Annotated in this window: 26 protein-coding genes; 12 read left to right on the plus strand and 14 right to left on the minus strand. The window is 50.5% G+C overall.

The window, feature by feature from the left end; translation table 11 throughout:
* The first annotated feature begins 116 nt into the window (after positions 1-116).
* From AZF00_RS13115 to AZF00_RS13125, 3 genes are all read left to right on the plus strand, one after another.
* On the plus strand, positions 117-932 hold the full coding sequence (locus AZF00_RS13115; RefSeq protein ID WP_008248635.1) for an outer membrane lipoprotein-sorting protein: 816 nt from the start codon (positions 117-119) through the stop codon (positions 930-932).
* Between the two features lie 10 nt (positions 933-942).
* Positions 943-2154 (plus strand): hypothetical protein, encoded by a 1212-nt coding sequence (locus AZF00_RS13120; protein WP_008248634.1) that lies wholly within the window; start codon positions 943-945, stop codon positions 2152-2154.
* Between the two features lie 69 nt (positions 2155-2223).
* On the plus strand, positions 2224-3207 hold the full coding sequence (locus tag AZF00_RS13125; protein WP_008248633.1) for a CE1 family esterase: 984 nt from the start codon (positions 2224-2226) through the stop codon (positions 3205-3207).
* Between the two features lie 23 nt (positions 3208-3230).
* On the opposite strand, the gene AZF00_RS13130 is transcribed toward AZF00_RS13125, so the two are convergent.
* From AZF00_RS13130 to AZF00_RS13150, 5 genes are read right to left on the minus strand one after another with little or no spacing between them, the layout of a single operon-like run.
* Positions 3231-3740, minus strand: coding sequence for an MOSC domain-containing protein (locus tag AZF00_RS13130; RefSeq protein WP_008248632.1), 510 nt, complete (start codon positions 3738-3740; stop codon positions 3231-3233).
* A 48-nt stretch (positions 3741-3788) separates the two neighbouring features.
* Positions 3789-4430: a TIGR04282 family arsenosugar biosynthesis glycosyltransferase gene (locus tag AZF00_RS13135; RefSeq protein WP_008248631.1), complete on the minus strand. Its 642-nt coding sequence runs from the start codon at positions 4428-4430 to the stop codon at positions 3789-3791.
* 12 nt (positions 4431-4442) lie between these two features.
* Complete coding sequence (locus tag AZF00_RS13140; RefSeq protein WP_008248628.1) at positions 4443-5141, minus strand: TIGR04283 family arsenosugar biosynthesis glycosyltransferase; 699 nt, start codon at positions 5139-5141, stop codon at positions 4443-4445.
* Positions 5142-5152: 11 nt separating this feature from the next.
* Positions 5153-5956, minus strand: coding sequence for a DUF547 domain-containing protein (locus AZF00_RS13145; RefSeq protein ID WP_008248627.1), 804 nt, complete (start codon positions 5954-5956; stop codon positions 5153-5155).
* A 14-nt stretch (positions 5957-5970) separates the two neighbouring features.
* Positions 5971-8127, minus strand: coding sequence for a dihydrolipoyl dehydrogenase family protein (locus AZF00_RS13150; RefSeq protein ID WP_008248625.1), 2157 nt, complete (start codon positions 8125-8127; stop codon positions 5971-5973).
* A gap of 436 nt (positions 8128-8563) precedes the next feature.
* Here AZF00_RS13150 and AZF00_RS13155 point away from each other — a divergent pair, with 436 nt between their 5' ends.
* The 4 genes from AZF00_RS13155 to AZF00_RS13170 all read left to right on the plus strand — a co-directional run bounded on the left by AZF00_RS13155 (position 8564) and on the right by AZF00_RS13170 (position 12287).
* Positions 8564-9154: a hypothetical protein gene (locus AZF00_RS13155; protein WP_062383902.1), complete on the plus strand. Its 591-nt coding sequence runs from the start codon at positions 8564-8566 to the stop codon at positions 9152-9154.
* Between the two features lie 74 nt (positions 9155-9228).
* Complete coding sequence (locus AZF00_RS13160) at positions 9229-10380, plus strand: IS4 family transposase (protein WP_062383042.1); 1152 nt, start codon at positions 9229-9231, stop codon at positions 10378-10380.
* A gap of 17 nt (positions 10381-10397) precedes the next feature.
* Complete coding sequence (locus AZF00_RS13165; protein ID WP_197465657.1) at positions 10398-10991, plus strand: GGDEF domain-containing protein; 594 nt, start codon at positions 10398-10400, stop codon at positions 10989-10991.
* Positions 10992-11141: 150 nt separating this feature from the next.
* Entirely contained in the window at positions 11142-12287 is a 1146-nt protein-coding gene (locus AZF00_RS13170) for a diguanylate cyclase (protein WP_008248618.1), read from the plus strand.
* 70 nt (positions 12288-12357) lie between these two features.
* Here AZF00_RS13170 and AZF00_RS13175 read toward each other — a convergent pair whose 3' ends face one another.
* Positions 12358-12828 (minus strand): Dps family protein, encoded by a 471-nt coding sequence (locus AZF00_RS13175; RefSeq protein WP_008248615.1) that lies wholly within the window; start codon positions 12826-12828, stop codon positions 12358-12360.
* Positions 12829-13003: 175 nt separating this feature from the next.
* On the opposite strand from AZF00_RS13175, the gene AZF00_RS13180 reads away from it, so the two are divergent.
* A complete protein-coding gene (locus AZF00_RS13180; protein ID WP_008248613.1) occupies positions 13004-13327 on the plus strand; it encodes a hypothetical protein in 324 nt (107 codons plus the stop codon).
* 62 nt (positions 13328-13389) lie between these two features.
* Here AZF00_RS13180 and AZF00_RS13185 read toward each other — a convergent pair whose 3' ends face one another.
* The gene (locus AZF00_RS13185) at positions 13390-14688 is read right to left on the minus strand and encodes an acetyl-CoA C-acetyltransferase (RefSeq protein WP_008248611.1); all 1299 of its coding nucleotides are present in this window, start codon (positions 14686-14688) and stop codon (positions 13390-13392) included.
* Between the two features lie 269 nt (positions 14689-14957).
* Between AZF00_RS13185 and AZF00_RS13190 the strand changes: the two genes are divergently transcribed.
* Positions 14958-16340 carry a 3-oxoacyl-ACP reductase gene (locus AZF00_RS13190; RefSeq protein WP_008248609.1) on the plus strand — a complete coding sequence of 461 codons (1383 nt, stop codon included), beginning with the start codon at positions 14958-14960 and terminating at the stop codon, positions 16338-16340.
* Positions 16341-16466: 126 nt separating this feature from the next.
* Here AZF00_RS13190 and AZF00_RS13195 read toward each other — a convergent pair whose 3' ends face one another.
* The 4 genes from AZF00_RS13195 to AZF00_RS13210 are packed head-to-tail and all read right to left on the minus strand — an operon-like array spanning position 16467 to position 18418.
* Positions 16467-16940 (minus strand): periplasmic heavy metal sensor, encoded by a 474-nt coding sequence (locus AZF00_RS13195; RefSeq protein WP_008248607.1) that lies wholly within the window; start codon positions 16938-16940, stop codon positions 16467-16469.
* The gene (locus AZF00_RS13200; RefSeq protein WP_008248606.1) at positions 16937-17410 is read right to left on the minus strand and encodes a hypothetical protein; all 474 of its coding nucleotides are present in this window, start codon (positions 17408-17410) and stop codon (positions 16937-16939) included. Before AZF00_RS13200 ends, AZF00_RS13195 begins: the two co-directional genes overlap by 4 nt.
* Positions 17407-17955, minus strand: coding sequence for an RNA polymerase sigma factor (locus AZF00_RS13205; RefSeq protein ID WP_008248605.1), 549 nt, complete (start codon positions 17953-17955; stop codon positions 17407-17409). Before AZF00_RS13205 ends, AZF00_RS13200 begins: the two co-directional genes overlap by 4 nt.
* A 37-nt stretch (positions 17956-17992) precedes the next feature.
* Positions 17993-18418, minus strand: a complete 426-nt coding sequence (locus AZF00_RS13210) for an EF-hand domain-containing protein (RefSeq protein WP_008248604.1) — start codon at positions 18416-18418, stop codon at positions 17993-17995.
* A 272-nt stretch (positions 18419-18690) separates the two neighbouring features.
* On the opposite strand from AZF00_RS13210, the gene AZF00_RS13215 reads away from it, so the two are divergent.
* Positions 18691-19308 (plus strand): lytic transglycosylase domain-containing protein, encoded by a 618-nt coding sequence (locus tag AZF00_RS13215; RefSeq protein ID WP_008248603.1) that lies wholly within the window; start codon positions 18691-18693, stop codon positions 19306-19308.
* On the opposite strand, the gene AZF00_RS13220 is transcribed toward AZF00_RS13215, so the two are convergent.
* Both AZF00_RS13220 and AZF00_RS13225 read right to left on the minus strand, forming a co-directional pair.
* A complete protein-coding gene (locus tag AZF00_RS13220; RefSeq protein ID WP_008248602.1) occupies positions 19305-19979 on the minus strand; it encodes an NUDIX hydrolase in 675 nt (224 codons plus the stop codon). The two genes, AZF00_RS13215 and AZF00_RS13220, sit on opposite strands and share 4 nt — an antisense overlap.
* Positions 19980-19985: 6 nt before the next feature.
* Positions 19986-20831 carry a peroxiredoxin family protein gene (locus AZF00_RS13225; protein ID WP_008248601.1) on the minus strand — a complete coding sequence of 282 codons (846 nt, stop codon included), beginning with the start codon at positions 20829-20831 and terminating at the stop codon, positions 19986-19988.
* Between the two features lie 261 nt (positions 20832-21092).
* Between AZF00_RS13225 and AZF00_RS13230 the strand changes: the two genes are divergently transcribed.
* Positions 21093-22496 (plus strand): wax ester/triacylglycerol synthase family O-acyltransferase, encoded by a 1404-nt coding sequence (locus AZF00_RS13230; protein WP_008248600.1) that lies wholly within the window; start codon positions 21093-21095, stop codon positions 22494-22496.
* Between the two features lie 51 nt (positions 22497-22547).
* Positions 22548-24536, plus strand: a complete 1989-nt coding sequence (locus AZF00_RS13235) for an SDR family oxidoreductase (protein WP_008248597.1) — start codon at positions 22548-22550, stop codon at positions 24534-24536.
* A gap of 61 nt (positions 24537-24597) precedes the next feature.
* Here the strand turns inward: AZF00_RS13235 and chrA are convergent, their stop codons facing one another.
* Positions 24598-25767 carry a chromate efflux transporter gene (gene chrA, locus AZF00_RS13240; protein WP_008248595.1) on the minus strand — a complete coding sequence of 390 codons (1170 nt, stop codon included), beginning with the start codon at positions 25765-25767 and terminating at the stop codon, positions 24598-24600.
* Between the last annotated feature and the right edge of the window lie 22 nt (positions 25768-25789).

Here is a 25789-nt window from a genome sequence, read left to right on the forward strand (position 1 = left end):
CGCGCGCATAAAATCTAAGCAAATTTGATTTATGACCCGATTATGCTTTAAGTTCACAGCCACATTCAAATGTATAATCGGCAATAATAAACCGCCGTCTGCCTGGAGCTCCCAACGTGCCTATAAGAACTCAATTCATCGCACCTTTTGTCAGCGCGCTATGCTTATGTACCGCGCTATTAGCCAATGGCCAAGAACAAAACAACACCGCGAACGGCCCTGAAGCAATAGGCCTAAGCATTGCCAAGGAAATGAAAGCCCGTGACCGCGGCTGGGTAGATAATAGCGCCGAAATGGAAATGGTGCTGCACAACGGCAAGCGCGAAAGCCGGCGAGAAATGCGGGTGTTGTCGCTTGAAGTGGCCGACGACGGCGACAAGTCCATGACCATCTTCGACAGCCCCAACGACGTTAAAGGTACCGCATTTCTCAGCTTCACCCATACCAATGCCATGGACGATCAATGGCTTTACCTGCCCGCGCTTAAACGGGTAAAGCGCATCGCGTCCAAAAACAAATCTGGCCCCTTTATGGGCAGCGAATTCGCTTACGAAGACTTAAATTCCTTTGAAGTTGAACAATACGACTACCGCTGGTTGCGCGACGAGACTCTCGATGGCCAAGATTGCTTTGTTATTGAATCCATACCAAGAGATGAATATTCAGGCTATAGCAAGCAAATTTCGTGGATAGACAAGACTCACTATCGCGCACTGAAGATCGATTTTTACGACCGCAAAGACACCCTGCTTAAAACGCTCACATTATCAGACTACCAACTACACCTGGACAAATTCTGGCGCCCAACCAAGCAGTCTATGCTCAATCACAAAAATCAGCGCCGCACTGAAGTGTATTTACGCAACTACCAATTTGGCACTGGCTTAGATGAAAGTGACTTCACCGAAAACAGCTTGAAGCGCGCACGTTAAAGGCATCGTTATGAAAAAATTGTCTTTGCCTTTACTGCGGCTAAGCGTCGCTGCAATCGCGCTAAACCCCTTGTTCGTTCATAGCGAATTGCTCGGCTATATTGGCCTACAGGGACGTGTCTACCCAACATCCGCCGCCGAAGCAGAGCAGGGATCAGAGACGGTGTCGGCGGTCATTGCGCCAGAGTGGTTTACACAATGGAACGACGGCGATGACAGCTTTAATATTAAGGCGTTTTACCGCTACGACTCGCTAGACAGTGAGCGCAGCCATGGCGATCTGCGGGAATTCTATTGGCAGCATGTTGGCCCTAGCTGGGAACTAAGCATAGGCATTAACACGGTATTCTGGGGCGTGACTGAATCTCAGCATTTGGTCGACATTATCAATCAAACTGATTTTGTTGAATCTGCCGACGGCGAAGACAAACTCGGCCAGCCAATGATTCACTTTGCCAGCATTCAAAGCTGGGGGGTGATAGACGCGTTTATCCTGCCACATTTTCGGCCAAGGGAATTTGCAGGGCAAGACGGACGACTGCGCTCCACCCCCGCCACGCTCAACAACCAAGAGCGATATCAAAGTGATAAGGAAGACGAGCATATCGACTACGCCCTGCGTTGGAGTCATTATTTAGGCGACTGGAATCTAGGCCTGTCGTGGTTTCAAGGCACATCTCGCGAACCACTCTATGAAGTTATTATCAATGGCAGTGATTTTGCGCTTGCGCCCTATTACCCGCTAATTGAACAGAGTGGCATCGACGCTCAATATATTAGCGGCGACTGGCTGTGGAAACTCGAAGCCATTCACCGCCGCGGATTAGGGCATTCACTAACGGAAGATATGAATGCCAGTACCGCTGGCTTTGAATACACCTTCACGGGCATCAATACCCGGTTCTGGGATTTAGGGGTGCTGCTAGAATACTCTTACGACAGCCGCAGTAAGGCGCAGGCAGGGGCGTTCCAAAATGATATTTTTAGTGGTGGGCGGATAAGCCTAAACGATATTGCCTCGACGGAAATTTTATTTGGCATAAGCCAAGACCTCGACGATAGCGATAGTCGCTCAGCGGTTATTGAAGCGAGTACCCGTCTTGGCGACACAATGCGCCTGATTGCTGAGTTATATCATTTTCGCAGTAAACAAACTGCTGACCCGCTTTACTCGATTCGCAGAGACAGCTACGTGGAATTAGGGCTGGAGTATTATTTCTAGCTCGCGTAGGCCAAGGCAATTCGCGCTATAATCGGCCCCGAACCACGAAAATGACACTTGAAGGCACCAATGCTAAAGCAAAAGATAATCCGGCTCAGTGTATTATTCGCGACCGCAGCGGGAATAATTAGCCTGATTTATTACGGTTACGCGCCATCGGTGGCGCCACCAACAAACCACGCACTAGAAGAAATCACCATTCAAGTAGGCGAGCGGCAGCGCAATTACAGCTTATATATCCCCCAAAAACTTGCTGAGCACTCCCCTGTTGTTTTTATGCTTCATGGCTCGATGCAGTCGGTTGCCGATATCAGGGAGTTCAGCGGCTACCAATTTGAACAATTGGCCGAGCAACACGGCTTTGTTCTTGTTTACCCCAGCGGCTACGAAAACCACTGGAACGACTGTCGAAAAGTCGCAAACTATACTGCCCGCACAAAAAATATAGATGACCTAAGTTTTATTGACGCTATACGTCAACAATTGCATAACCGCCTCGGTAGCGATCTCAATAAAACCTTTGTTGCCGGATATTCCAATGGCGGCCAACTGGCGTTTCGCTTTGCTCTGGAGCGCCCAAACAGCGTTGCCGCAATTGCCGCGATTGCCGCTAACCTGCCCAGCGCCGACAACCTCGACTGTATTGAATCTGGGATAGCTGTGCCGGTATTAATAATGAATGGCAGCGAAGATCCAGTAAATCCTTACTACGGTGGCCACGTTAAGCTATTTGGATTCGGCGCACGCGGTGATGTTAAATCGGCGGTCACGAGCGCTGAATACTTTGCTAATTTAGCGGGTTACAGAGGCAGCCCAAGTGAAATCAAGCACTTCAAAAACACCCAAGCAAACGACCCCACTAGCAGTAAATATTACGCATGGCGCGATCGAGGTCGGCCGGAAATTATTCTGTACACCATTACCGATGGCGGTCACGTGATTCCGCAGCCGATATACCGACCCCTGCGTTTACTTGGGCTTACCAGCTTAGAAATAAACGGCCCGGAAGAGATATGGGCATTTTTCGCGCGGCAACTGGCCAAGCAGCAGTAATCTAAATAACAATCAAAATGCCCTCAACACAGGATCATTTGGCGATCTTGATATGTTCCGGGGGGCAAATACAGCACTGTGTCGCCGCATTGAATTTTTCCGGATTCAATAATGTTGGCGCACATACCACCATAGCCCAACATCGCCGCCAAGCCGCCTTCACCTAATGTCGAGTCCATACGCGAACAGGGATGACACGTGGCCGTGAGCTGAAACACCGCATCACCAATTTGAATATACTGATAATGCAAGGCATTGAGCTTAAGCCCAGACACCACAAGATTGCGGCGCAGCAAATCTGGCGAAATAAACTCGCGCCCTAGGTTTTCGGCAATCGACTGAATAAACTCGTCGCTAATAATGGTGATCTGTCGCGCCGCCCCCTTACTCCCCACCGCACGCCGATCTCCCTGTAGCCCGCGATCAGCAATCGCCAGGGCTTGCTCAACAACCCGCATTGGCGCTTGACGCTCAGGCCGCAGACCTATCCACTCTAGCCGCCCAGCTTGAATATTACTGAGAAAACGGGACATTAGTGGCCTTCACCAATCATCTGGGCTCACATCCAATAGCGCGGGCATTCATAACCAGCCCTCAGGTAAATACAACAAATCAGCGGCCTCATCAATATCATGGACTTTGTCCTGCTCCGCTAAACTCATGCCACATTCTGCTATACGCTGCCGAGTCACGCTTGCCACCGTATCTGTACTCCACGCAATATCCGCAAACAAGTGCGGCGAAAAGCGGCATAGGCCGAGTAAAGCATAACCACCATCAAAGGTCGGAATCATGCAGCTATCGTGGCTAAGCAAAGCCTTGGCCGCCCAATGCAAACTTTCTGCAGTAATCGCAGGGCAATCACTACCAAGTAAAATAATACCCTCAGCGCGTTGTAAGCCTTGCTCCGCAGCAGTGGCCATGCGTTTACCCAGGTCACCAACAGGCTGATTTAACGCTTCAATTGAACTCGGCAGTTCAATAGCAGCCCACGCTGGCGCACCGACGCCTGGCGTCGCCCACAATTCGGCGGCAAGCCGATAATCATCGTTCACCTGAGTCAATGCTCGCTGACATTCTGCCAAGGTATTTTCCAGCATGCGCTTAGCGACTGCCGCAGCACCCGACTCGCCCAAAGTAGGAATCAAACGGGTTTTGGCAAACCCTGCCCGCGGCGCTTTAGCAAATAATTGGAGTATTATTCGAGGTTTTGTTGCGGTCATAGTGACAAAAAACTATTCATATCGACTGGCCAACTGCTCAGCAGGTACGCCCCGCCAGTAGAGGTAACGCAGCCGCCACATCAATAAAATAGTGCGCCACACACCGCGCTCCTGCCAGCGCCGTCCCGAGGTTTCTACTTTGTTACGCAAACACACCGGCGCCTCACGCTCGCGCAACAAGCTCGACAGCGCAATATCTTCCATTAGCGGCTGATCAGGAAAACCACCCACTTCAATGAACGCGGCTTCTCTTACAAAAATGGCTTGATCGCCGGTAGCGATACCACTGAGCCTAGACCGCCAGTTCATAAACCAGGAAATCACTTTAAACATCTGCGCCTTACCGCGAATACGAACGTCAAAGCGCCCCCACAGCCCAGACTCCAACACAGAAATAACACGGTCAAAAGCGTGTTTTGGTAGCAGGGTGTCGGCATGTAGAAACAAAAGATAGCCCCCAGATGCCAGCGACGCGCCGACATTCATTTGCCGCGCGCGCCCTCGCGGCCCCGCCACCAGCCGAAATCCACTTGCCGCAATCAAAGCCGCAGAGGCATCGCTGCTGCCACCATCAACAAAAATCACCTCGACCGCGTTTTGGCATTGACCACATTGCTCGATCAACTCGGTCAATAAGGCGGGTAACCCCGCCGCCTCATTGAGTACCGGAATAATGACCGACAGCACGGCATCCGAGTCGCACACACTCATGGCTAGTTACCTTATTTATTACCAAGGTCATTCAGGGCCCAATTGTAATCACTGTACTCTATGGCAAGCTTTCCGGAAATAAGTTGCGCCTTTTCGGCGTCACTTAAACCTAGCGCCTTGGCATACATGGCAAGGTATTCACGCAGAGAGTTTGCGCCTTGCCAGCCTTTGCTGAAATCTTGTACATACCACTTAAAAATCGGTGATACGCGCAACACGCCCTTCGTCACACCATTGCGCTGCCTGTCGCTCAAAAAATTGCGGGTGACAGCGTCTAACTGAGTTTCTAAGGTCTCGGCTTTATACGCCCTGTTTAATAAAGCCGGGCAACCTATACTGGCGCAATTCACCGCAAAATGAATACGGGGTTCCCCGTAACGGCCTGTCCCACGAATTAATTTGTGCTCTATATCGTCTAGACTCCGGGTTTCACCCAGCAAAGGAATAAAGCGTTTTTGCCACGGCGACGACCAGAAAAACCCAATATCTTTTATGGAATCGAGCTTGGGGTAGCGCGACAAAATTAATTTCACCGTCCAGGCATTGTAGGCATTGATTAAAAAAGCGAGCTGACTGTCATCAGACCAACTATCAAACACCTTTTTTTCCACCTTGGCTAACCGCGCCAAATACCCATCTAATATCACTTCATTGCGCTGTATCGCCGCGTAATCGACCTGACTATGCTGACCATTTGGCGCCATTTGCACATGATCTTGCAGCAATTGATGCCATTGACTGTGGGAAACGTCGGCGGCATAAAGCGGCGAGCACCACAGCAATAAGATTAAGCCGAGCTGCGTTAGTCTATGCATATTAATCTCCCCAATTAACCCCTGCGCCAACGATGAAACGCCACTAAATATTTATACGCCCATTCCGGCGCATGGGATTTCTGCCACTCCCCCGCCACATATTTATTGGCTTCAGCCATGCTGGGGTAGCTGTGAATGGTGCCCAAGATTTTTTTCAGACCTAAGCCGTGCTTCATTGCCAACACATACTCAGCAAGTAATTCACCTGCCTGGGCACCCATAATACATACACCCAAGATCGTATCTTTGCCCGGCACCGTCAGCACTTTAATGAAACCCACGGCGTGACTGTCACAAATTGCGCGGTCCAAATCGTCTATTCCGTAACGACTCACTTCATAAGCAATACCCTGCTCGGTCGCCTCGGCCTCGCTCAAACCCACCCGCGCAACTTCGGGGTCGACATAAGTCACCCAGGGGATCACCGAGTAATCTGCCTTAAACTTTTTAAAACCGCCAAATAAGCCATTCACCGCCGCGTACCAGGCTTGATGCGCGGCAACATGGGTAAACTGGTAGGGCCCAGCAACATCTCCTGCAGCGAGAATATTGGGGTAAATCGTTTCTAAATAGTCATTGGTTTTAACCGTGCGCGCGGTATCAATACCGAGGGTCTCGAGACCATAGCCAGTTAGTCGCGCACTGCGACCGACCGCGCATATCAAGGTATCAAAAACGATTGCCTCTTCTTCACCGTGGGCGTTGAGAACAATCAGTTGCTTAAGCCCGCCGGATTGCTCGCAGCGCAGCGCCTTTGTATTCGTCAGCACTATAACGCCATCGGCGCTAAGTGACTCAGTGACTGCCGATGCAACCTCTTCATCCTCGCGCATCATCACTCTAGGCAACATTTCAACCTGGGTCACCGCAGAACCCAGCCGCGCGAAGGCCTGGGCCAATTCACAGCCAATTGGCCCACCGCCCAACACCACAAGGCGTCTTGGGGCTTCTGGCTGGTCAGCCAACGCATCCCAAAGGGTATCGCTGGTTAAATAATCAACATCGTCCAAACCCGGTAATGGCGGCACGGCAGGCTGAGCGCCAGCGGCAATAATGATTGCCCGCGCGGTAAGGCGCTGGGTGCCACCACTGTTCAAGGTGATTTCTACCGTCCACGGGTCTAGCAGTTTGGCATAGCCCTCAATAACCTCGACACCTAAATCGGTGTAGCGAGCAATACTGTCATGGGGTTCGATCTGGGCAATGACCGCTTTTATACGCGCCATGACCTTCCTAAAGTCAAAGGTCGCCGCACTGCCGTCCAGACCGTAGGCTTCGCCATGACGCTGTTGATTAAGCACCTTGGCTGTCTTAATTAGCGCTTTGCTGGGCACGCAGCCATAATTGAGGCAATCGCCCCCCATTTTATGGGCTTCAATCAGGGTGACCTTGGCTTTCACTGCCGCGCCAATATAGGCGCTCACCAATCCCGCCGCGCCACCACCGATAACAATCAAATTACGGTCAAATTTGGCAGGTCGCTGCCAACCTGCGTAGACCCTGCGCGCCTTTATGACCGCTAATAGCCACTTGGCAATAAAGGGAAATATCCCAAGCAGTACAAAAGAGGCCAGTAGCGCGGGCGACAATATGCCCGACAAGCTATTTAACTCGCTGAGCTGACTGCCAGCGTTCACGAATATCACCGTGCCGGGCAACATGCCCAGCTGGCTTACCCAATAAAATTGACGGGTTTTTAAGGGCGTTAAGCCCATTAGCATATTAATGAGAAAGAACGGGAACACCGGCACCAAGCGTAAACTAAACAAATAGAACATACCGTCGCGCTCGACCCCAGCGTTAATGGTCTGCAAGCGCTCGCCAAAGCGGGCCTGAACACTGTCGCGCAAAATATAGCGCGTCATTAAAAACGCCAAGGTCGCGCCGACACTGGAGGCAAACGAGACAATCAGCAGCCCCCACCCCAAGCCAAAGCTGGCCCCCACCAGCAGCGTCATCACTGCCGCGCCGGGCAGCGACAATGCGGCGATCGCGACATAGACAACGAACATGATCGCCGCCAGCAGTATTGGCTGCTCAGTGCGCCAGACCAACACCTCCCCCTGAAGTGCACGCGCGCCCGCCAAGGAAAAATAGTGGTCGAGATCAGCGATGAAAAAGCCGGCAACGGCGATTATAAGCAAGGCGAGTAGTGCTATTCTTGTTTTCATTGTATTGCTGTCCCATAATTTTGCGTTTGGGCTCTCCACTAAGAGATGACCCAGTTCAGCTTTAATACTAGTCGGCTATTCTGATCGAGGGACTGCCAACGCCTCGCCAGTCATCTTACGCTGAAATGACTAAATCATCCGTATACGCAGTACCTAGCTGCTAGATCAGCACGGCGTACGAGTAAATAAAGCTTATTCAATTCGCAAAATGCCTTAATTGGCGGTCTAGATGGCTAAAGCGCGATTCGATATACGCCGCCAAAGGATTTAGGGTCTTTTTTCAAAAAACACCACCCCAATGACGTAGGCCCACAGACTATGATCTGCCAACACAAAGCGATATTATTGAGTTCATTAGACCCAAATGTACGCCGCAGACACATAATAATATCAGCGCGCCGGCACAATCATCGTCGATCACAACGGATTGTAATACATGGACGTAATAGCACGGCTAACAAAACCTATTATTCAATCGTGGCTACCAAATACACCTAATCAGTCGGATTACCAGAAATCCTCGAATCGATTTGTTATTAGCGTATTATTAAGTACCTTTACATACACCTGCGTACTCATTGTCATTAGCCACTTATTCTTGCCGTTGCAGCCGCAGGGAAAAGTACTGATTATCCGCTTCTCGAGTATTCTCATTAGCGGTATATTACTCGCATTATTCACCATTCGCTTTGGCGGCCAACGAATTGCGGCGCTCAATATCTTCATTGCCACCCTCAGCGCAGGGTTAATTTTAGTTAGCTTGCAAACTGGCGGAATCCACTCGCCAGTCAACCCCTGCGTTGTTGCCATACCCGCCCTGGCAAGCCTTAGCATTGGTGCTTTAGCCGGTGCTATTTGGGGCCTTATTGTAATCATCGCAGGCACACTCCTATTCGTTACAGCAAATTACGGCTATGCTTTTACCAATATTATTTCCCCAGAAAATATGGCAGTAGCCGAATTTTCAAGTTTATTAACCGCGGCTTCATTAACCCTATTTCATTGCTGTCCCATAAATCTGACATAAAAAGGGCTTGAATCCCAACAAGTTGTTACAATGGATGTGCGACCAAACACTGTAAAAACAGGGAGATTCAAGCCTTGGCACATCATAACACGGTATTTTCTCAATTGTTAAAACTCGTATCGAGACATGAATTTGAGAATCTCGCCAAACAGCATCACGAGGGTCAAAAACTGCGCAAAATGTCGCGCTGGTCTCAGTTCGTCGCGCTGAGTTTGGCGCAATTTTCTGGCCGATCCAGCTTACGCGATATCGTCAGCAATCTGTCTGCCCAAGCGGCCAGGCTTTACCACCTCGGTACCGGTAATGTGTCGAGAAGCACTCTTTCCCGCGTGAATGAAAGTCAGCCCTATACGCTTTACGAAGCGCTGTTTCATAAACTGCTTTCTCGCTGCCAAGGCGTCGCGCCCAAACATGGATTTCGCTTTGGGAACAAACTGTATTCTCTCGATTCCACAACTATTGACCTGTGTCTTTCCGTGTTCCCTTGGGCAAAATTCCGTCGTGCCAAAGGAGCAGTAAAAGTGCATATTGGCCTAGATCATGACGGACTACTTCCCAGCTTTGTCAGCATTAGCGATGGCAAAAAGCACGATGTCACTGTCGGTCGCGTCCTTGAATTCCCTGCTGATAGCATTGTGGTAATGGATCGTGCCTATACCGATTACACATGGTTTAAGGCCCTGAATGACAAAGGAATATTTTTCGTTACTCGACAAAAACGTAATGCCACGTACCGTATTATCGAACGCCGCGAGGTCATTAAATCCAAAGGCCTGACATGTGATCAGACCATACTGATCACCGGGGCAAAGGCAAAGACTTGCCCAATTCCTTTGCGCCGGATCGGCTTCCGTGATGCTGAAACCGGCAAGCACTATGTGTTTCTGACCAACAACTTCCATCTTGCCGCCAAGACCATTGCTGATATCTACAAATCCCGCTGGAAAATTGAATTGTTCTTCAAATGCATCAAGCAAAACCTGAAAATCAAATCCTTTGTCGGCACGTCCAAGAACGCGGTCATGACCCAGATTTGGATTGCTATGTGCGCCTATCTACTGCTGGCTTGGATTAAGTTCAGTAGCCAAATTGATCGCAGCCTGCAGCAAATGATTCGCCTTTTGCAGCTCAATTTATTTGAGCGCAGAGAGTTGCTGCCTTTGCTAAGAGGTGATCCACCGGAGCCAATCGACAACAACATTCATCCGCAACTATGCTTGATGTGAATATTTATGGGACAGCAATGACCCTATTTATTATCATTTATTTTGAAGTTTCATCTAGAAAACTTAACGAACTATTTAACGCCGAACACCATAAATTTATTAAACTAGCTCACCGAGACAGCCTTACTGGCCTGGCTAATCGCCGTTATTTCATAAATGAAATCGAGACCGCAATCGCCAACGCTAGAATCAATAAAGGCACATTCTGTGTCTTGTATTTTGATTTGAACAACTTCAAAAAAATTAACGACAATCTCGGCCATCACAGCGGCGATCAAGTGTTGTTGGAATTCGCTTTGCGACTGCGCAAACTCAATCGCAGCAGCGATCTTATTGCCCGTCTCGGCGGCGATGAATTCTGCATTATTCTACCCGGCCTCAATGACGCGGAAGCAATTAAGCAAAAAATACATCACTACTCGCAAATGCTCGACACTCCGCTGCTCATAGACAACACCCCATACAAGATATCCGCGAGTATTGGCTATGCATGCTATCCTGAGCATGGCACTGACTATGAAACGTTGCTTCAGGTCGCGGACCAAAAAATGTATCAGGTCAAGCGCGGTCAAAATACCGACATTAGGGATACATTGCGCTCTAAAGCCTAATAGTCGCGTAGCAAACCCGGCTACAGGCCCAAGGTAGCGACAACCCTCATTTTTGATTATGATGGCCGCTCGCTACGTAACACCTAAGATTTTTTGGTGTAGTGATCAATGGAATGTCCACTATGCGTATCTACCTTGAGAAAACTCGAGATGCAAAAAATCCCTAACCTTTTCCGTAGCTACCTTATTGAACCCTGGCTGCCGCAGACGCCTGACACAAGCAATTACCAACGGCACCGCAACCGCTTTGTCGTTAGTGTGCTGTGGGGAACGCTTCTATATATTACTGCCGTCGTTCTAATAAGCCAGTTAGGCTTTGACATAGAAATTGAAAGCCGGCAGCTACTCACCGTGTTTTCACTAACAGCCATATTAGGTATCGTGAGCGCGCTATTCACGCTTCGCTTTACTGGCCGCCAAATTTTGGCCCTAAACCTTTTTATTACCACCCTAAGCTTTGGCTTATTGTATATAGTGCTAAATACCGGCGGCATCTATTCACCAATGGTTCCCTGCGCCATCATTATGCCCGCACTCGCCACTCTCAGTATTGGCGCACGTGCAGGTATAATCTGGAGCTTTATCATCTTTGTATTTAGCACTGCTTTTTATATTGCAGCTAAGGCTGGGATAGTTTTTGCAAATGCAATTGCCCCGGAAACTGAAGTTTTAGCGGAATTTGTCGGCATTTTTACCGCTAGCACGTTTATCATTTTCATTACCGTATACTACGATATATCAACTCGTCGCTTGCGCGCGCTCTTTGAGAGTGAACACAGTAAATTCATACACTTAGCGCACCATGACAGTCTTACAGGGCTCGCTAATCGGCGTCATTTCATCAATGAAATAGAACGAGCTATTTTCGACGCAAGCATAAATAACACATCGTTCTGCGTGCTGTATTTTGACTTAAACGAATTTAAAAATATTAATGACACCCTGGGCCATCACTACGGCGACATGATCTTAATGGAGTTTGCCAAACGTTTGCGTGCACAGAGCAGAGCTAGCGATATTATTGCCCGCCTCGGTGGTGACGAATTCAGCATGTTATTGCCAGGACTCGGCGATAGCGAGGTGATTAAAACAAAGATTTTATCTTACTCAGAAGCCTTAGCTAAACCACTCACACTGGAAGACATCACCTACCAAATATCGGCCAGTATCGGTTACGCAATCTACCCAAAGCATGGCAAAGATTGCGAGAGTTTACTTAAGGTTGCCGATCACAAAATGTACAGCGTAAAGCGCAGCAATAACAGTAGCGCTGCCTACTCAAAACAGCCATCCTAGCAGCGCAGCGCTCTAGACCAATCGAATCCGACCGCGCACGCCAAACGATGTGGCGCGCGCAATATTGACATCACTTATTGATGGCGCGCAGCATCCACGCTGTTTTCTCGTGTATGCGCATACGATCAGAAACCAATGCGGCCGTCGACTCGTCATCGCCCTGCTGAGCCACTTTTAGCGCTGCTCTACAGGTTTTTACCACCTGTTCATGGCCACGGGTAAGCGTATCTACCATATCCTCTGCAGACGGTACGCCATCAACCTCTTCTATTGAACTTAAACGCGCAAACTCCTTATAAGTGCCCGGCGCCGCCACATCTAAGGTGCGAATACGTTCAGCAATATCATCCACTGCCACGGCCAATTCGGTGTAATGTTCTTCAAACATGAGGTGGAGATCACGGAAGCGCGGCCCCGTCACATTCCAATGAAAATTGTGGGTTTGCAGGTATAAGGTGTAGGAATCAGCCAATAGCGCTTTAAGGCTCCCGGCAATTTCTTCACGATTCGCTTCGCTAATTCCAATATCAATATTTTTCATGATATGTGCTCCTGTTAATTTGTGAGTCTTGGTGTCAGACTAGCAAATGCGTATGCATATCTAAAATTTTAAATTACCATAGATACGATAGCTGCTTACTATGATAGCTTTTGATGGGCAAGGTTCCCTTGATGCAGCTAATACTTTTTAACCATGCAAACCAACAGGTCAAGCAATGCCGTCACAGCCATTTTTACGCGCCGCCAAACTGAACCTTTTATTCATATTAGCAATGGGTGTCCTCAGCGCTTGCACTAGCTCCCAAGCCAAACCTGAAGCGCCTGTGGTTGAGGGTTTTAAGAGTTGCGAAACGCCTCGTCCGCAAATGTGCACCCGCGAATACAGACCTGTGTGCGGCCACGTCGACACGGGCATTCGCTGTATTACCACGCCCTGCCCATCGCAGCGCCACCAAACTTATGGCAATGCCTGTAGTGCCTGCGCAGATGACAAGGTCATGGGCTACGAGCAAGGTGATTGTGCGAGTTACGGAAAATAAAAAAAGGCCCGCTAATGCATTAGCGGGCCGTCTCGTAACAGCAGTTCGATTTAGCCGAAAAATTAACGCTCTATGATCGCCGTCACGCCCTGACCGCCAGCCGCACAGATCGAAATCAAGCCACGACCACTGCCCTTTTCTTCAAGCATTTTTGCTAAGGTAGCAACAATACGACCACCGGTTGCCGCAAAGGGGTGTCCCGCCGCCAGTGAGCTACCGTTCACATTCAGTTTACTGCGGTCAATACTGCCAAGCGCGCGATCCAGCCCAAGCTTGTCTTTACAGAAAGACTCGTCTTCCCAAGCCTTCATGGTGGCCAGTACCTGTGCGGCAAAGGCTTCATGAATTTCGTAGTAATCAAAATCCTGCAAGCTCAATCCCGCTTTGGCCAACATCCGCGGCACTGCGTAAGCGGGCGCTAACAACAAACCTTCTTTCTCACTGGCGCCGTCTTTGCCAAAGAAATCCACCGCAGCGGTCTCGACAAAGCTCAAGTAAGCACGCACAGGTAAATTATGTGCTTTGGCCCATTCTTCACTAGCCAATAACACCACTGAAGCGCCATCGGTTAAGGTAGACGAATTACCTGCCGTTAACGTGCCCTGACCACTTTCTTTATCAAAGGCCGGTTTTAAGCCCGCAAGTTTTTCTGCGGTGGTGTCTGGGCGCAGAATATTGTCCTTGTTCACGCCATTGAAGGGCGTAATAAGGTCATTAAAGAAACCACGATCATAGGCAGCCGCTAAATTCTGGTGACTCAATGCCGCCAATTCATCTTGTTGATCGCGGGGAATCTGCCAAGCTTTGGCGGTAATTTCAGTGTGACCACCCATCGATAAGCGCGTGCGCGGCTCCGCATTAGCAGGAATCAATACACCCACGTCTTTAGGGCGCAACTGCAAAAAGGGCTTAACACGATCGCCAAAGGAGCGGGCTTTATTTACTTGTAGCAAAATTTTGCGCAGCCCCTCGCTAACGCCAATGGGCGCGTCAGAAGTAGTATCAACACCACCGGCAATGCCTGCGTCAATCTGTCCAAGGGCGATTTTATTAGCGACCAAATTAATAGCCTGCAAGCCAGTACCACAGGCCTGCTGAATATCAAAACACGGTGTATTGGCGTGCAGCGACGTGCCCAACACCGATTCCCGAGTTAAGTTGAAGTCTCTGCTGTGTTTCATTACTGCGCCGGCGGCCACTTCGCCCAAGCATTCGCCCTGCAAATTATAGCGCTGCACCAAACCTTCAATCGCCGCAGTGAGCATTGCCTGATTGCTGACGCCAAAATAAGCGGTATTGGAGCGGGTAAAAGGAATTCGGTTACCACCGATAATAGCAACGCGCTTAATAGCCTGTGTCATATCTGGACCTCAGTGTTTTATGTAGCAATATTGGATATACCCTAAACTGCGCGCAGTGTAACAAGCTTGATTCCCGCGGCATTGGCTGAAGCGACGGCTCCCGAGCGCGCCGCTGTCAATCCTGTTGCCTTGATGAGCCGTTACAATGCCCCCCAACAGCATTAATCTGCTTGCGATCGCCGAGCCTGCATCACTAAAAAATAGCCCTCAGCCTCGGCAAAGTAAACCGAATTTAGACTATCGCCCTCCGGGGCAGCGGAGCACACGGTATGAGCGACAAAATCGAAAACCTGATCAATTCCAGCGCTGGCAAAAAAATCATGGGCGCCCTCGGCGTAACCGTGCCCACCGACTTATTACGCTACCACGCTGAGCAGCGCAGCTTTTTCTCTGGCGCCCTACTCTTTGGCGCGGGCAACAACGCCCAGTTGGTCGATGCCACCCTGCGCAATCTGCGAGACAGCGACGCAAGTCTTGCCCTCACTACCGAGTGCGCAGCCCAAGCCAGCGCCGCCGTTGAAACCACCGTCGCTGAACGCTATCAAGCGCTGGTTTTTGACGGCAGCGGCCTCACCGATAGCCTGCAACTGATACAAGCCTACCGCTTTTTCAACGCCAATATTCGCAAATTACGGCCCAGCGGTCGCATTGTTATTCTTGGTCGCCCGCATATGGATTGCGCCACCCCTGAGGCGGCTGCCACTCAGCGCGCCTTAGAAGGTTTGAGTCGCTCACTGGCCAAAGAAGTGGGCAGCAAGGGTGCAACCGCCCAGCTAATTACTGTTGCTGAGGGCGCTGAAGCCAATCTCGACAGCAGCCTGCGTTTTATCCTTTCACCCAAATCTGCTTACATCAGTGGCCAGGTCATCAAAGTACGCAGCGCAGCAGTCAATGAAACCGCCGATTGGCACAAGCCATTGGCAGGAAAAATCGCCTTGGTTACCGGCGCATCGCGGGGCATAGGTGCAGCCATTGCCGAAACCCTAGCGCGCGACGGCGCCACTGTTGTCGGCGTAGACGTGGTACAAATGGAAAGCGAATTGGCGAAAGTGATGAGTCGCCTCAATGGTCAGCCCGTGATTGCCGACATTACCAGCAGTGACGCGCCCGCAAAAATCGCCGCTGCCCTCATAAAGGCAGGCGGTGCCGACATTGTCGTGCACAATGCCGGTGTTACCCGCGACAAAACTATTGCCAATATGTCGGAACAGTTCTGGCAAATGACCTTAGACATTAACCTCGCGGCCGCCCAGCGCATCACCAACGAGCTGCTAAGCAGTGGCGCATTAAATGACGGCGGCAGCATCGTCGGTGTTTCCTCAATGAACGGCATTGGTGGCCAGCGTGGCCAAACCAACTACGCCGCATCGAAAGCCGGTGTTATTGGCTATGTCGATTTTATGGCCAAATCAGACGAGCTCGCGGCCCGCAACATTACAGTAAACGCCGTGGCACCGGGCTTCATCGAAACCGCGATGACTGCGGCTATACCCCTATTTACCCGTATGTTTGGCCGCCGCCTGAACTCACTTTCCCAAGGCGGCTTACCGGTCGACGTCGCTGAAACCATCGCCTTCTTTGGCAATCCAGCTTCGCGTGGTGTTAGTGGCAATACCGTGCGAGTTTGCGGCCAATCTTGGTTTGGTGCATAACACCGTCGCCCCACAAACTAAAAAGCCCCGCAGCTGAAAATAGCTGCGGGGCTTTTTTATGCTCAAAATTAGTAACAGCCATTGCGATGCGCTCCCTCAAACCCGTCTAACTCGGGATTGTAAGTACTATAATCGTCCAGCTTTAGGGCGCTCACCACCATGGGCATCGCCGCCATGACGCCGCATCATGTCCGCTTTGGCAAAGTGCAGACGCTGCTCAACGGGCATCTGCGGCAAGACTTCCGCCAGCACCTGATGGCTGACTTTTTTCAAGTTCATCTCAGCTTCGCGGATTCGCGCTAGCGCTTGATTTAACTCGTCGGTAGTGACCTCTGGCATTTTTAATATTTTAAACATATCCCGCCGCGCACTGCGTATTTGCCGGAACGCATTGCGCATTTCACTGCGGTGGGCCTCCATCGCATTGCGCATTGGCTCGGCAAATTCGCTGGGTTCATCGCGCAGCAGTTGCCGAGTCATGCCGTGCATGGCGCGGCGATCTTCCCCCGCCATGCGATGGCCAACAAACAAACCAATCAGTGCGCCGTTCACAATCAGTGATGTTAACAAGGCAAATAAAATTCCTCGCTTAGATGTCATTGGATATCTCCCGCAAGCCAGTCACTCACTTCATATGTCATTGAGGTCTCCAGGTAGGCGGCATCAAAATCGCTTAACTCAGCCACGTAACCACCCGCGCCCAGTGCTACCCCTAATACGGCAGATGCCATCGCCGAGGCAAAGCCGATTTGCCAAAAAGGCATCTTTGTCTTCATTACACCCGGCTCGGATGCTAATTCGGCACGGCACTGGGGCTGCGCAGTAATTTTGTGCAGGCGCCGCGCCATTGCACTGCTGACAGCCAGCTCCGCTACGCCATCAATATACGTCTGGGCCAGCGCGGTGTCTGCGGCATTCACTTTACTCTGCGCGGCCTGCCAATCTTGTCGGCAAGCATCGCTAAGCGCGGTGCATATACTAAGCAAAAATTGTCGCCAGCGAGGCCATGTATTGCGGTTACTGCCAAAATTCCGCAGCGTATTGGCCAAGAACTTTTGCATTATATTCACTCGCCACCTCCCAAATTTTGCTTTAACTGCGCTTTGGCCCGCCCCAACTGCGATTCGACGGCCTTGGCGGATATCCCCATAATTTCAGCGATGTCTTTTACCGCTAAATCGCGATAAAACCGAAATGCCAGCACCGCCCGGTAATTGGCAGGCAGGCTAGCTAAGGCGCGCAATAAAGTATCATCGCCCATCCCCAGCAGAGGCGCACTGACTTCGGCATCGAGGCTCGCGGCATCACACTCAGCCATAAGTAAATCTTCGTTAAGCACGTAGCGCTGTTGCACCCGCTGCCGAAAATTAATCGCCAAATTATTTGCCACGCGATACAGCCACGTTGTTAATTTAGCTTCGTCACGCCACTGAGGGGCATGCCGCCACAACCGTTCAAAGACCTCTTGGCAGAGATCTTCGGCGTCGTCACGAGACAATACAATCCGATACAAAACATTAAGCACCAGCTTGCTGTGTCGACTAAGCAAGCTAGCAAATGCTTGCTGATCGCCACCGGCAAGCCGGCGCATTAACTCACTGTCGTCGATCAGCATTCAGCGAGAATCTGTGACAGCACAATGATTGAGCAACTTAACTCTCCCGCTTTTCGCGCATAGCCGACCGCATTTCACGGCGACTGACCTCGCCATCACCGTTAGCATCCAGCAGTTCAATTTTTTGCCCTGCCTCGCGAGAAAACTCGTCGGCAGAGATCATACCGTCGCCATTGCTATCGGTCTTGGTAAAACGCGCCTTGGCCTTCTCCTCGTGCATTTTTTGTCGCTTTGCCTCCATCTGCGCTCGCATCTCCGCCGCTTCGGCCTCGGTCACAAAACCATCACCATTTAAGTCCATTTTTTTAAACATGCCTTGGCGATGTTCCAGCATTTCAGCTGTAGTAACAACACCGTCGCGATTCAGGTCAGGATTGTGATGACGACCAGGACCGTCACCAGCCTGAACAGCCGCGCTAGAGACGCCCAGCAATGCGGCACACAAGATTAATTTCGTATTCATAAAAGGTACTCCAACAAAGAAATAGTAGATTGCTACGGCCGTATTGATTAAACACCTGAGGCCAAAAAATCCCTCGCAGTTAATTTTGGCCGCGCGCCTAATGCAGACCGCTAGTTCTCATAAAGCTCAAAATGAGTTAAGCTGAAGCGTAAACCTAATTTAATTCAATGACTTGAAGCCCCTGTTAGCGGGGCAAGCGCATACATGGGCCACCATCAGCCCAGAGCTACATAATATAAATGCGAACAGGATGTTCCTAGCCTAGGATTTTTATGCCTGTTCGCCTCACCGCCAAAATCGCAGTTTTACTTTCTTGTTTATGGGTTTCTCAATATTCCTTTGCCGAAAGCAGTTATTCACTGCGCGGCCCAATTGAAGCCAGCCTCGCCTACGAGACCGTAATAAGAACACCGTCTTTCAACGATCACAATGATGGCCATATGTGGATAGCCGAGATGTCTAAAATGACTAGACACTATGTGCGCGATCCCGCGCAACGCCTCCGTATCTTGGCATTGGCGCACAAACACGCCCTAGGCAATCAGCTCCCGCCGGGGCTGGTACTCGCGATCATTGAGACCGAGAGCAGTTTCAATAGCCGTGCCACATCAAGAGTTGGCGCCCGGGGTTTAATGCAGGTAATGCCGTTCTGGCGAGATGTACTGGGTCATTCAAGTGACAATCTATATCAGACTGAAACCAATATTCGTTACGGCTGTAAGATCTTCAAGCGCTATCTGGATCGCGAAGATGGCAATGTTAGCCGCGCCCTCGCCCGCTACAACGGTTCGGTAGGCACATTAAAATATGCCAATAAAGTAATCAAAAAATGGCGACGTTTTGATGCCACACTCCCGCTCGATTCGGATCTAGTACTCGCCCAGCGCTAGGCCTCACAAAAGTCGTAACGCCAAGCCCCGGATTCTAAGTAACAACGGTTTTTAGCACCCTGCGCAGAAGGATCAATCGCATCGTAGCCGGCATCCCCTCCGTAAAGCATACATATAACGTCGTTGTGCTTCGACATCCGCGGGGCAATAAAGGGCACTGGCCGCTCACCATAAAACCGTTGCGCCTCAGCTGCGCTAGCGCAGCGATGCAATTCGTCGAGGGTCACTACCGTCGGTGGCAATAAGGCGAGCTCACCGCGCCGATGCTGCGCTAAAAATTCGCCTGGGCTTGCCCAGCAATAAGCGTCCATTTCCTCGCCATCAACAAGTACCTCAGGTAAGTCGTGATTCACCACCGCAAGATAAAACCACGTCGCAAACCGTCGCCCCATGGTTGGCGGGGTAGTCCAATGAGACAAGAATACGAGGGAATCTGGATTGAGCACCAAGCCCGATTCTTCTTGTGTTTCACGAAGCGCCGCAACACGAGCAGCCTGCTCATCGTCATTGCCTCCCCGGTAGTCTTCGGGATCTATTCGGCCACCGGGAAACACCCAGTGCCCTCCACTCACTTTCAATTGACTGTGGCGACGCAGCAGTAAGGTCTCAATACCCGCCTCGCCATCTCGAACGATTACGGCAGTTGCCGCCGCACTTATTTCTGAACTCATACTGAATTACCACACGCCGTCGAGGGCGTTTATCAATGTTTGTACTCTTGGTCTGACCCTAAAATTGTCGGTTAAATCGGCGTATACAATGCTGCCATTTTCATCAACAATCAAAGTAGTCGGCAACACCGTATCACCACCGTAACCCCATACCCCAAGTGGCACGCCATATTGGTGAACGATGCCCAAACGTTTTGCGGCGCGATTATCTTTATCAACGCAAACCTGCATTGCGATATTTAGCTGCTCAGCCAACTCAGCGCTCTTTTTCGGTGATTGTGGGCTAATTAAGACCACCGCAACCCCACGACGCTGAATTTCTTGATATTCCTCAGCCAGGGCCTGAATTTGCGCGTGGCAAACCGGACACCAATTGCCGCGATAAAAGATGTAGAGTGTTTTACGTCCGAGAAATGCAGATGAATGAAGCTCTTCACCCGCGATGGATTGAACCGTAAATTCAGGTAGTTTTGCGCCAATTTTAAGGGCCGGATTATCTCGTCGGTCTAAGTCAGAGTACCAAAAAATATAGATCAGCACGCCACCAAGACCAAAAAATAAAGTATAAAACGTCGGCAGCAGGCGCATTTCAATAATCGCCAAAACCGCACCAAGCAAGGCCGCTACGATAGGAACCGCAATATAGTTACTGATACCAGACCAGGGCAAAAAGTAGACAATTGCCATAAACAGCACCAAGGGCGCTATGGCGACACTCACCCCCAGCCACGACCAGCTAAAGGCATTGGCACTGAGGTGATACGATGCGCTTTGTAAGGTCACTATTATGCACATGAATAAATACGGAATAGCATACCAGCGCTTAATTTGGCCTAGCAGGGCCTTTATCATTTTTTATTATCCCCACTATTCACCCAAACACCTCACCCACGCTGTTAAATAGCCCTATTGTGAGTTAGCTTTAGAAAATCATGTCCGCCGCGAATTGACCTAAAATATTTTGCCCGCGAAAAAGCGGCAATAGCTAAGAAAAACATTAGGACATAGACTAGTAGCGTATTCAAATTAAATAGCGGGCAGCGCAATAAGTTAAGGCTATAATTTAAAGCATATAACTATATAATTTTTGTAAACACAGGGTGTGAATACCGTATGGCAAAACTTTCAGTGATGGATCTAGCTTTTTTCCTAACCGAAACCGACGCAAGCCCGAAGCATGTGGGCGGCTTATTAATGTTTCGCAAACCAGCCAAAGCGGCCGCCAATTACGTTGAGCAAGTTGTTGCCGAGTATGCGGGTAATATTAACGAAATTCGCGCCCCCTTTAACCAGATCATAAAATTTAGCCGTTTTAGCGCGCCGCAGTGGCAAGTCGATAATCAGTTCAATATTGAAAACCACGTTTTTTTCCACACTCTTAGTGGCAACGATTTCCGCGACAGCCTGTATGCCGAGGTGAGCGAGCTACACAGTATTCGTCTCGACAAAAGCCGCCCAATGTGGGAAATGCATGTATTTCAAGGCATCGATGACCAACGCTTTGCGATCTACACCAAACTCCACCACGCCTACGCGGACGGCGTTACCATGTCCTCATGGCTGGTCAATAGCCTGAGCAAATCGGCGCGCACCAAGTCAGTTACGCCGATCTGGTCCGTATTACCCCAAAAACGCCTGCAGCACACCGCCGACAGCATCTCGATCATGAAGGTCTTAAGCCAGCTCGGCGGCCGCTCAGGAGACTATATCAAAGCCATTGCCGGCCTCTCTAAGCTCAGCGCCCAGCTAGCTCTAGAAACCCTAAACCTCACCAAAAACGCGGTTGCTGTTCCCTATAAAGCGAATCCCCACACCCCGCTTACCGGCCAAGTAAGCGCTGGTCGCCAAATTGCCACTGCAGCAGTCGACATGACTCGGGTTACCAAACTGCGCAAGCAAACTCGGTCGACCCTAAACCATATTGCGCTGACGTGTATCGACGGCGCACTGCATCGCTATTTACAAGATTGCGATGCCGATATCGATGAGCCCATCACCATTCAAATGCCCGTCAATTTGCGCAAGAGCGGCGATGACAGCCTTGGCAATAAAATTGGCATAGTCTTGGTTGAGCTGGCGAGCAAAACAACCGACCCCTATGAGCGCTTGCGCGAGATTGGCTTTACCCTTCGCAATGTCCGCTACCAGATCGACGGCGTGCCACCCGCCTCGGTGATGGCCTATACCGTTTTATTAGGCGGACTTTCGCTGGTGGGCGAAGCACTCAAATTAGGCGACGTGCTGCCGCCACTGGGCAATACCTTAGTGTCTAACGTGCCTGGGCCACCAAAGCCTTTGTACCTAAAAGGCGCCAAACTCGAAGAAATGTACCCTCTTAGCGCCCTAACACCCAGCAACCACTTGAATATTACGCTATACAGTTATGATGGCCGTTTACAATTTGGTCTAGTTGCCAGCCAAGCGATGCCAAACCTTGATATTCTCAGTGATTACATTCACGATGCATTTGACGACTTGGAAGAGGCGGTATCCCCTCACCAAGGCAAATTAGACTAAAAATAATAGATTTACTGCAGTACTGATTTCAAAAGACCTGGAGATTCACCTATGAGTTATTTTGTTACCGGCGGAACCGGCTTTATCGGTCGCTTTCTTATTGAACGGCTCGCCAAGCGCAAGGGTACTATCTATATTTTAGTGCGCCGAAGCTCCAAGCAAAAATACAAAGATCTGCTGCAAAAAACCGGACTAAGTAGCGACCGATTGGTCGCCGTGTACGGCGATTTATCCAAAGCCAAGCTCGGTATTAGCGCCAAAGACATGGCCACCCTTAAAGGCTCGGTTAAGCAGTTCTACCATCTTGCCGCCATCTATGACCTCAAGGCCGATGCCGAAAGCCAAGAAATTGCCAATATTCAAGGTACCAAAAATGCAATAGCGGCTGCCGAAGCCATGGACGCCAAATGCTTCCACCTTGCCAGCTCGATCGCCGCGGCAGGCATGTATCGGGGTGTATTCCGCGAAGATATGTTCGAGGAAGCCAGGGGCTTGGACCACGCTTACTTCCGTACCAAGCACGTTTCTGAGGGGCTCGTGCGCAGCGAGTGCAAAATCCCCTACCGCATCTACCGTCCGGCAATGGTCGTCGGCGACTCTAAAACCGGTGAAATCGACAAAATCGACGGACCTTATTACTTTTTCAAGCTGTTACAAAAGCTCCGCAATCGCCTACCCCAGTGGCTACCGCTGATCGGTATTGAAGGCGGCCAAATGAACATTGTACCGGTCGACTACGTCGCCGATGCAATGGACTTTTTGTCACACAAGGCCGGCATGGACGGACGCTGCTTTCATTTAGTGAACCCAGAGTCTCAGCAAGTTGGCGAAGTGCTCAACATCTTCTCTAAAGCAGCCCACGCGCCACGCTTTGCGCTGCGCATCGACATGCGGATGTTTGCCTTTATTCCCGCGTCAATCCTCAACTTAGTAAAAGGCCTACCGCCAGTGCGCCGCATTATCAATGCGGTATTGGCCGACTACGGCATTCCCCGCGATGCGGTTAGTTTTATGAATATGCCCACCCGCTTCGAGACCCGCGACACTCTCAAAGCACTTAAGGGCAGCGGCATTGAGCCGCCGGCGCTTGAAGACTACGCGGCGAAGATTTGGGACTACTGGGAGCGTAATCTCGATCCTGATCTATTTAAAGATCGCTCGTTGCGCGGCAACGTCAAAGACAAAGTCATTGTTATTACTGGCGCGTCGTCTGGTATTGGTAAAGCAGCGTCACTGAAATTGGCCGCCGCTGGCGCCAAGGTTATTTTGGTTGCCCGCTCAGTAGACAAACTGGACGAAACCCAAAAGGAAATTGCTGAAAAAGGCGGTACCAGCTTTGCATATAGCTGCGACGTCTCTGATTTAGCCTCCTGCGACAAGCTGGTTGCCACCCTGATCGAAAACCACGGCCAAGTCGATGTACTGGTCAACAACGCCGGACGCTCGATTCGCCGCTCGCTAGAGCTAACCTTTGACCGCTTCCATGACTTTGAGCGCACCATGCAGCTCAATTACTTTGGCGCTATTCGCCTGATTATGGGCTTGGCACCATCGATGCTGGAACGCAAAGCCGGTCACGTGATCAATATTTCATCGATTGCGGTTATTGTCGGCACCTCTCCGCGGTTCTCGGCTTATGCGGCATCGAAGTCAGCGCTGGATGCGTTCTCGCGCAGTGCAGCTGCAGAGTTTTCGGATCGCAATATTGCCTTTACTACCATCAATATGCCGCTGGTAAGAACCCCGATGATTGGGCCAACCTCAATCTACAACTCGGTACCAACCTTGTCGCCAGAAGAAGCCGCCGACATGATTTGTGACGCCATTATCCGTCGACCCAAGCGTATCGCTACCGGCTTGGGGATTACCGCGCAAGTGCTCAATGCGATCATGCCGAAAGCGGTAGAGATCACCATGAATACCGTGTTCCGCACCTTCCCTGACTCGTCTGCGGCGAAGGGTGAAGGCGACGCGGCCTCGCCTGAAGTGTCTACCGAACAAATGGCATTGGCGGCGGTATTGAAGGGTATCCACGTCTAAGGCCATGAGCGTTTTATAGCTTACGACTTAAAGGAGGGCTTTTGCCCTCCTTTTTTTATGTCTAGTCGACCAAGCCGCCCAGCAACCCAGAAGGGAAATAGGCAACAAAACGCACCGCCCCATAAGCAGAAAAAATCGCTATTATCCAAATAATCGGCATTTTTTTGCTGCGCAGTACAAATAAACCGCCAATCGCGAGGAGTATCGACACTGGGTCTCTAGGTGCATTACTCAACACCGGATTCACCCACGCGGCCACTAACATTCCCACTGCAACAGCGTTAACCCCAGCAATAGCTGCCACAACGCGGCCATGCAGAGCCAATTGTCGCCACACGCCACTTACCCCAGTCAGTAATAGAAACCCCGGCAGAAACACCGCCAATGTCGCTATGAGCGCACCGCCCAAGGCCATATCAGGCCGGAGCGTGGCCCCGAGGTAGCTCGCAAAAGAAAACATTGGTCCGGGCACCGCTTGCGCGGCCGCATAGCCAAGTAGAAAGCTGTCCTTGCTGACATTGTCGCCAATGAACGACTCCAACAGCGGTAACACAACATGACCACCCCCAAACACAAAGCTGCCAGCCTGATAAAAGATACCAAACACGCTCTGCGGGAATAGCAAGCCAAGTAGCAATAAACCGCCAAAGCTCAAAAGACAGGTCAATGCCGAAGGTGTAAAGGTGACTTTTGCCAGCGTAACGCTGGGCTGTCCTCGCGCCGCCATCCAAAGTGCCGCGCTTAACAATAAGGCAAACTGACACAAGGGGTTCATCGCAAACAATAAAACCAGAGCGCTTATAAGCGTAATCACAATTGTTGTTAGCTGCCGACAAAATTGCCCAGCCATACTCCAAATAGCGTCGGCCACCACGACCACGGCCAAGAGCTTTAAGCCGCTAATAATGCCATGCGCCCAACTGTCTTCAGGCAGATCCGTTTGCCATATAGCAAGACCGAGCATGAGCAAGAAAGAAGGTAGGGTAAAACCAAGGAACGCGGCAATACCCCCAGCAATGCCGCCGCGCTGGCAGCCAATAGCGAAGCCAAGCTGACTAGAAGCGGGGCCGGGAAGAAACTGACTTAATGCGAGATGAGCGGCAAAATCTTGTTCACTGAGCCACGCTTTTTGCTCAACAAACACCCGCCGAAAATAGCTAATGTGTGCCGCAGGGCCACCAAAGCTAATACAACCGAGATAAAGGAAGTTGAAAAAAACCTGAAGAATCACGCTTAAACTCTCTGGCTGGGCT

The organism is Zhongshania aliphaticivorans, assembly GCF_001586255.1.
Taxonomy (GTDB): Bacteria; Pseudomonadota; Gammaproteobacteria; order Pseudomonadales; family Spongiibacteraceae; genus Spongiibacter; species Spongiibacter aliphaticivorans.

Bases quoted from the DNA above. Each gene is read 5' to 3' on its own strand.
- AZF00_RS13120 (WP_008248634.1), top strand. From the start codon at position 943: ATGAAAAAATTGTCTTTGCCTTTACTGCGGCTAAGCGTCGCTGCAATC.
- AZF00_RS13125 (WP_008248633.1), top strand. From the start codon at position 2,224: ATGCTAAAGCAAAAGATAATCCGGCTCAGTGTATTATTCGCGACCGCA.
- AZF00_RS13130 (WP_008248632.1), bottom strand. From the start codon at position 3,740: ATGTCCCGTTTTCTCAGTAATATTCAAGCTGGGCGGCTAGAGTGGATA.
- AZF00_RS13135 (WP_008248631.1), bottom strand. From the start codon at position 4,430: ATGACCGCAACAAAACCTCGAATAATACTCCAATTATTTGCTAAAGCG.
- AZF00_RS13140 (WP_008248628.1), bottom strand. From the start codon at position 5,141: ATGAGTGTGTGCGACTCGGATGCCGTGCTGTCGGTCATTATTCCGGTA.
- AZF00_RS13145 (WP_008248627.1), bottom strand. From the start codon at position 5,956: ATGCATAGACTAACGCAGCTCGGCTTAATCTTATTGCTGTGGTGCTCG.
- AZF00_RS13150 (WP_008248625.1), bottom strand. From the start codon at position 8,127: ATGAAAACAAGAATAGCACTACTCGCCTTGCTTATAATCGCCGTTGCC.
- AZF00_RS13155 (WP_062383902.1), top strand. From the start codon at position 8,564: ATGGACGTAATAGCACGGCTAACAAAACCTATTATTCAATCGTGGCTA.
- AZF00_RS13165 (WP_197465657.1), top strand. From the start codon at position 10,398: ATGACCCTATTTATTATCATTTATTTTGAAGTTTCATCTAGAAAACTT.
- AZF00_RS13170 (WP_008248618.1), top strand. From the start codon at position 11,142: ATGCAAAAAATCCCTAACCTTTTCCGTAGCTACCTTATTGAACCCTGG.
- AZF00_RS13175 (WP_008248615.1), bottom strand. From the start codon at position 12,828: ATGAAAAATATTGATATTGGAATTAGCGAAGCGAATCGTGAAGAAATT.
- AZF00_RS13180 (WP_008248613.1), top strand. From the start codon at position 13,004: ATGCCGTCACAGCCATTTTTACGCGCCGCCAAACTGAACCTTTTATTC.
- AZF00_RS13185 (WP_008248611.1), bottom strand. From the start codon at position 14,688: ATGACACAGGCTATTAAGCGCGTTGCTATTATCGGTGGTAACCGAATT.
- AZF00_RS13190 (WP_008248609.1), top strand. From the start codon at position 14,958: ATGAGCGACAAAATCGAAAACCTGATCAATTCCAGCGCTGGCAAAAAA.
- AZF00_RS13195 (WP_008248607.1), bottom strand. From the start codon at position 16,940: ATGACATCTAAGCGAGGAATTTTATTTGCCTTGTTAACATCACTGATT.
- AZF00_RS13205 (WP_008248605.1), bottom strand. From the start codon at position 17,955: ATGCTGATCGACGACAGTGAGTTAATGCGCCGGCTTGCCGGTGGCGAT.
- AZF00_RS13210 (WP_008248604.1), bottom strand. From the start codon at position 18,418: ATGAATACGAAATTAATCTTGTGTGCCGCATTGCTGGGCGTCTCTAGC.
- AZF00_RS13215 (WP_008248603.1), top strand. From the start codon at position 18,691: ATGCCTGTTCGCCTCACCGCCAAAATCGCAGTTTTACTTTCTTGTTTA.
- AZF00_RS13220 (WP_008248602.1), bottom strand. From the start codon at position 19,979: ATGAGTTCAGAAATAAGTGCGGCGGCAACTGCCGTAATCGTTCGAGAT.
- AZF00_RS13225 (WP_008248601.1), bottom strand. From the start codon at position 20,831: ATGATAAAGGCCCTGCTAGGCCAAATTAAGCGCTGGTATGCTATTCCG.
- AZF00_RS13230 (WP_008248600.1), top strand. From the start codon at position 21,093: ATGGCAAAACTTTCAGTGATGGATCTAGCTTTTTTCCTAACCGAAACC.
- AZF00_RS13235 (WP_008248597.1), top strand. From the start codon at position 22,548: ATGAGTTATTTTGTTACCGGCGGAACCGGCTTTATCGGTCGCTTTCTT.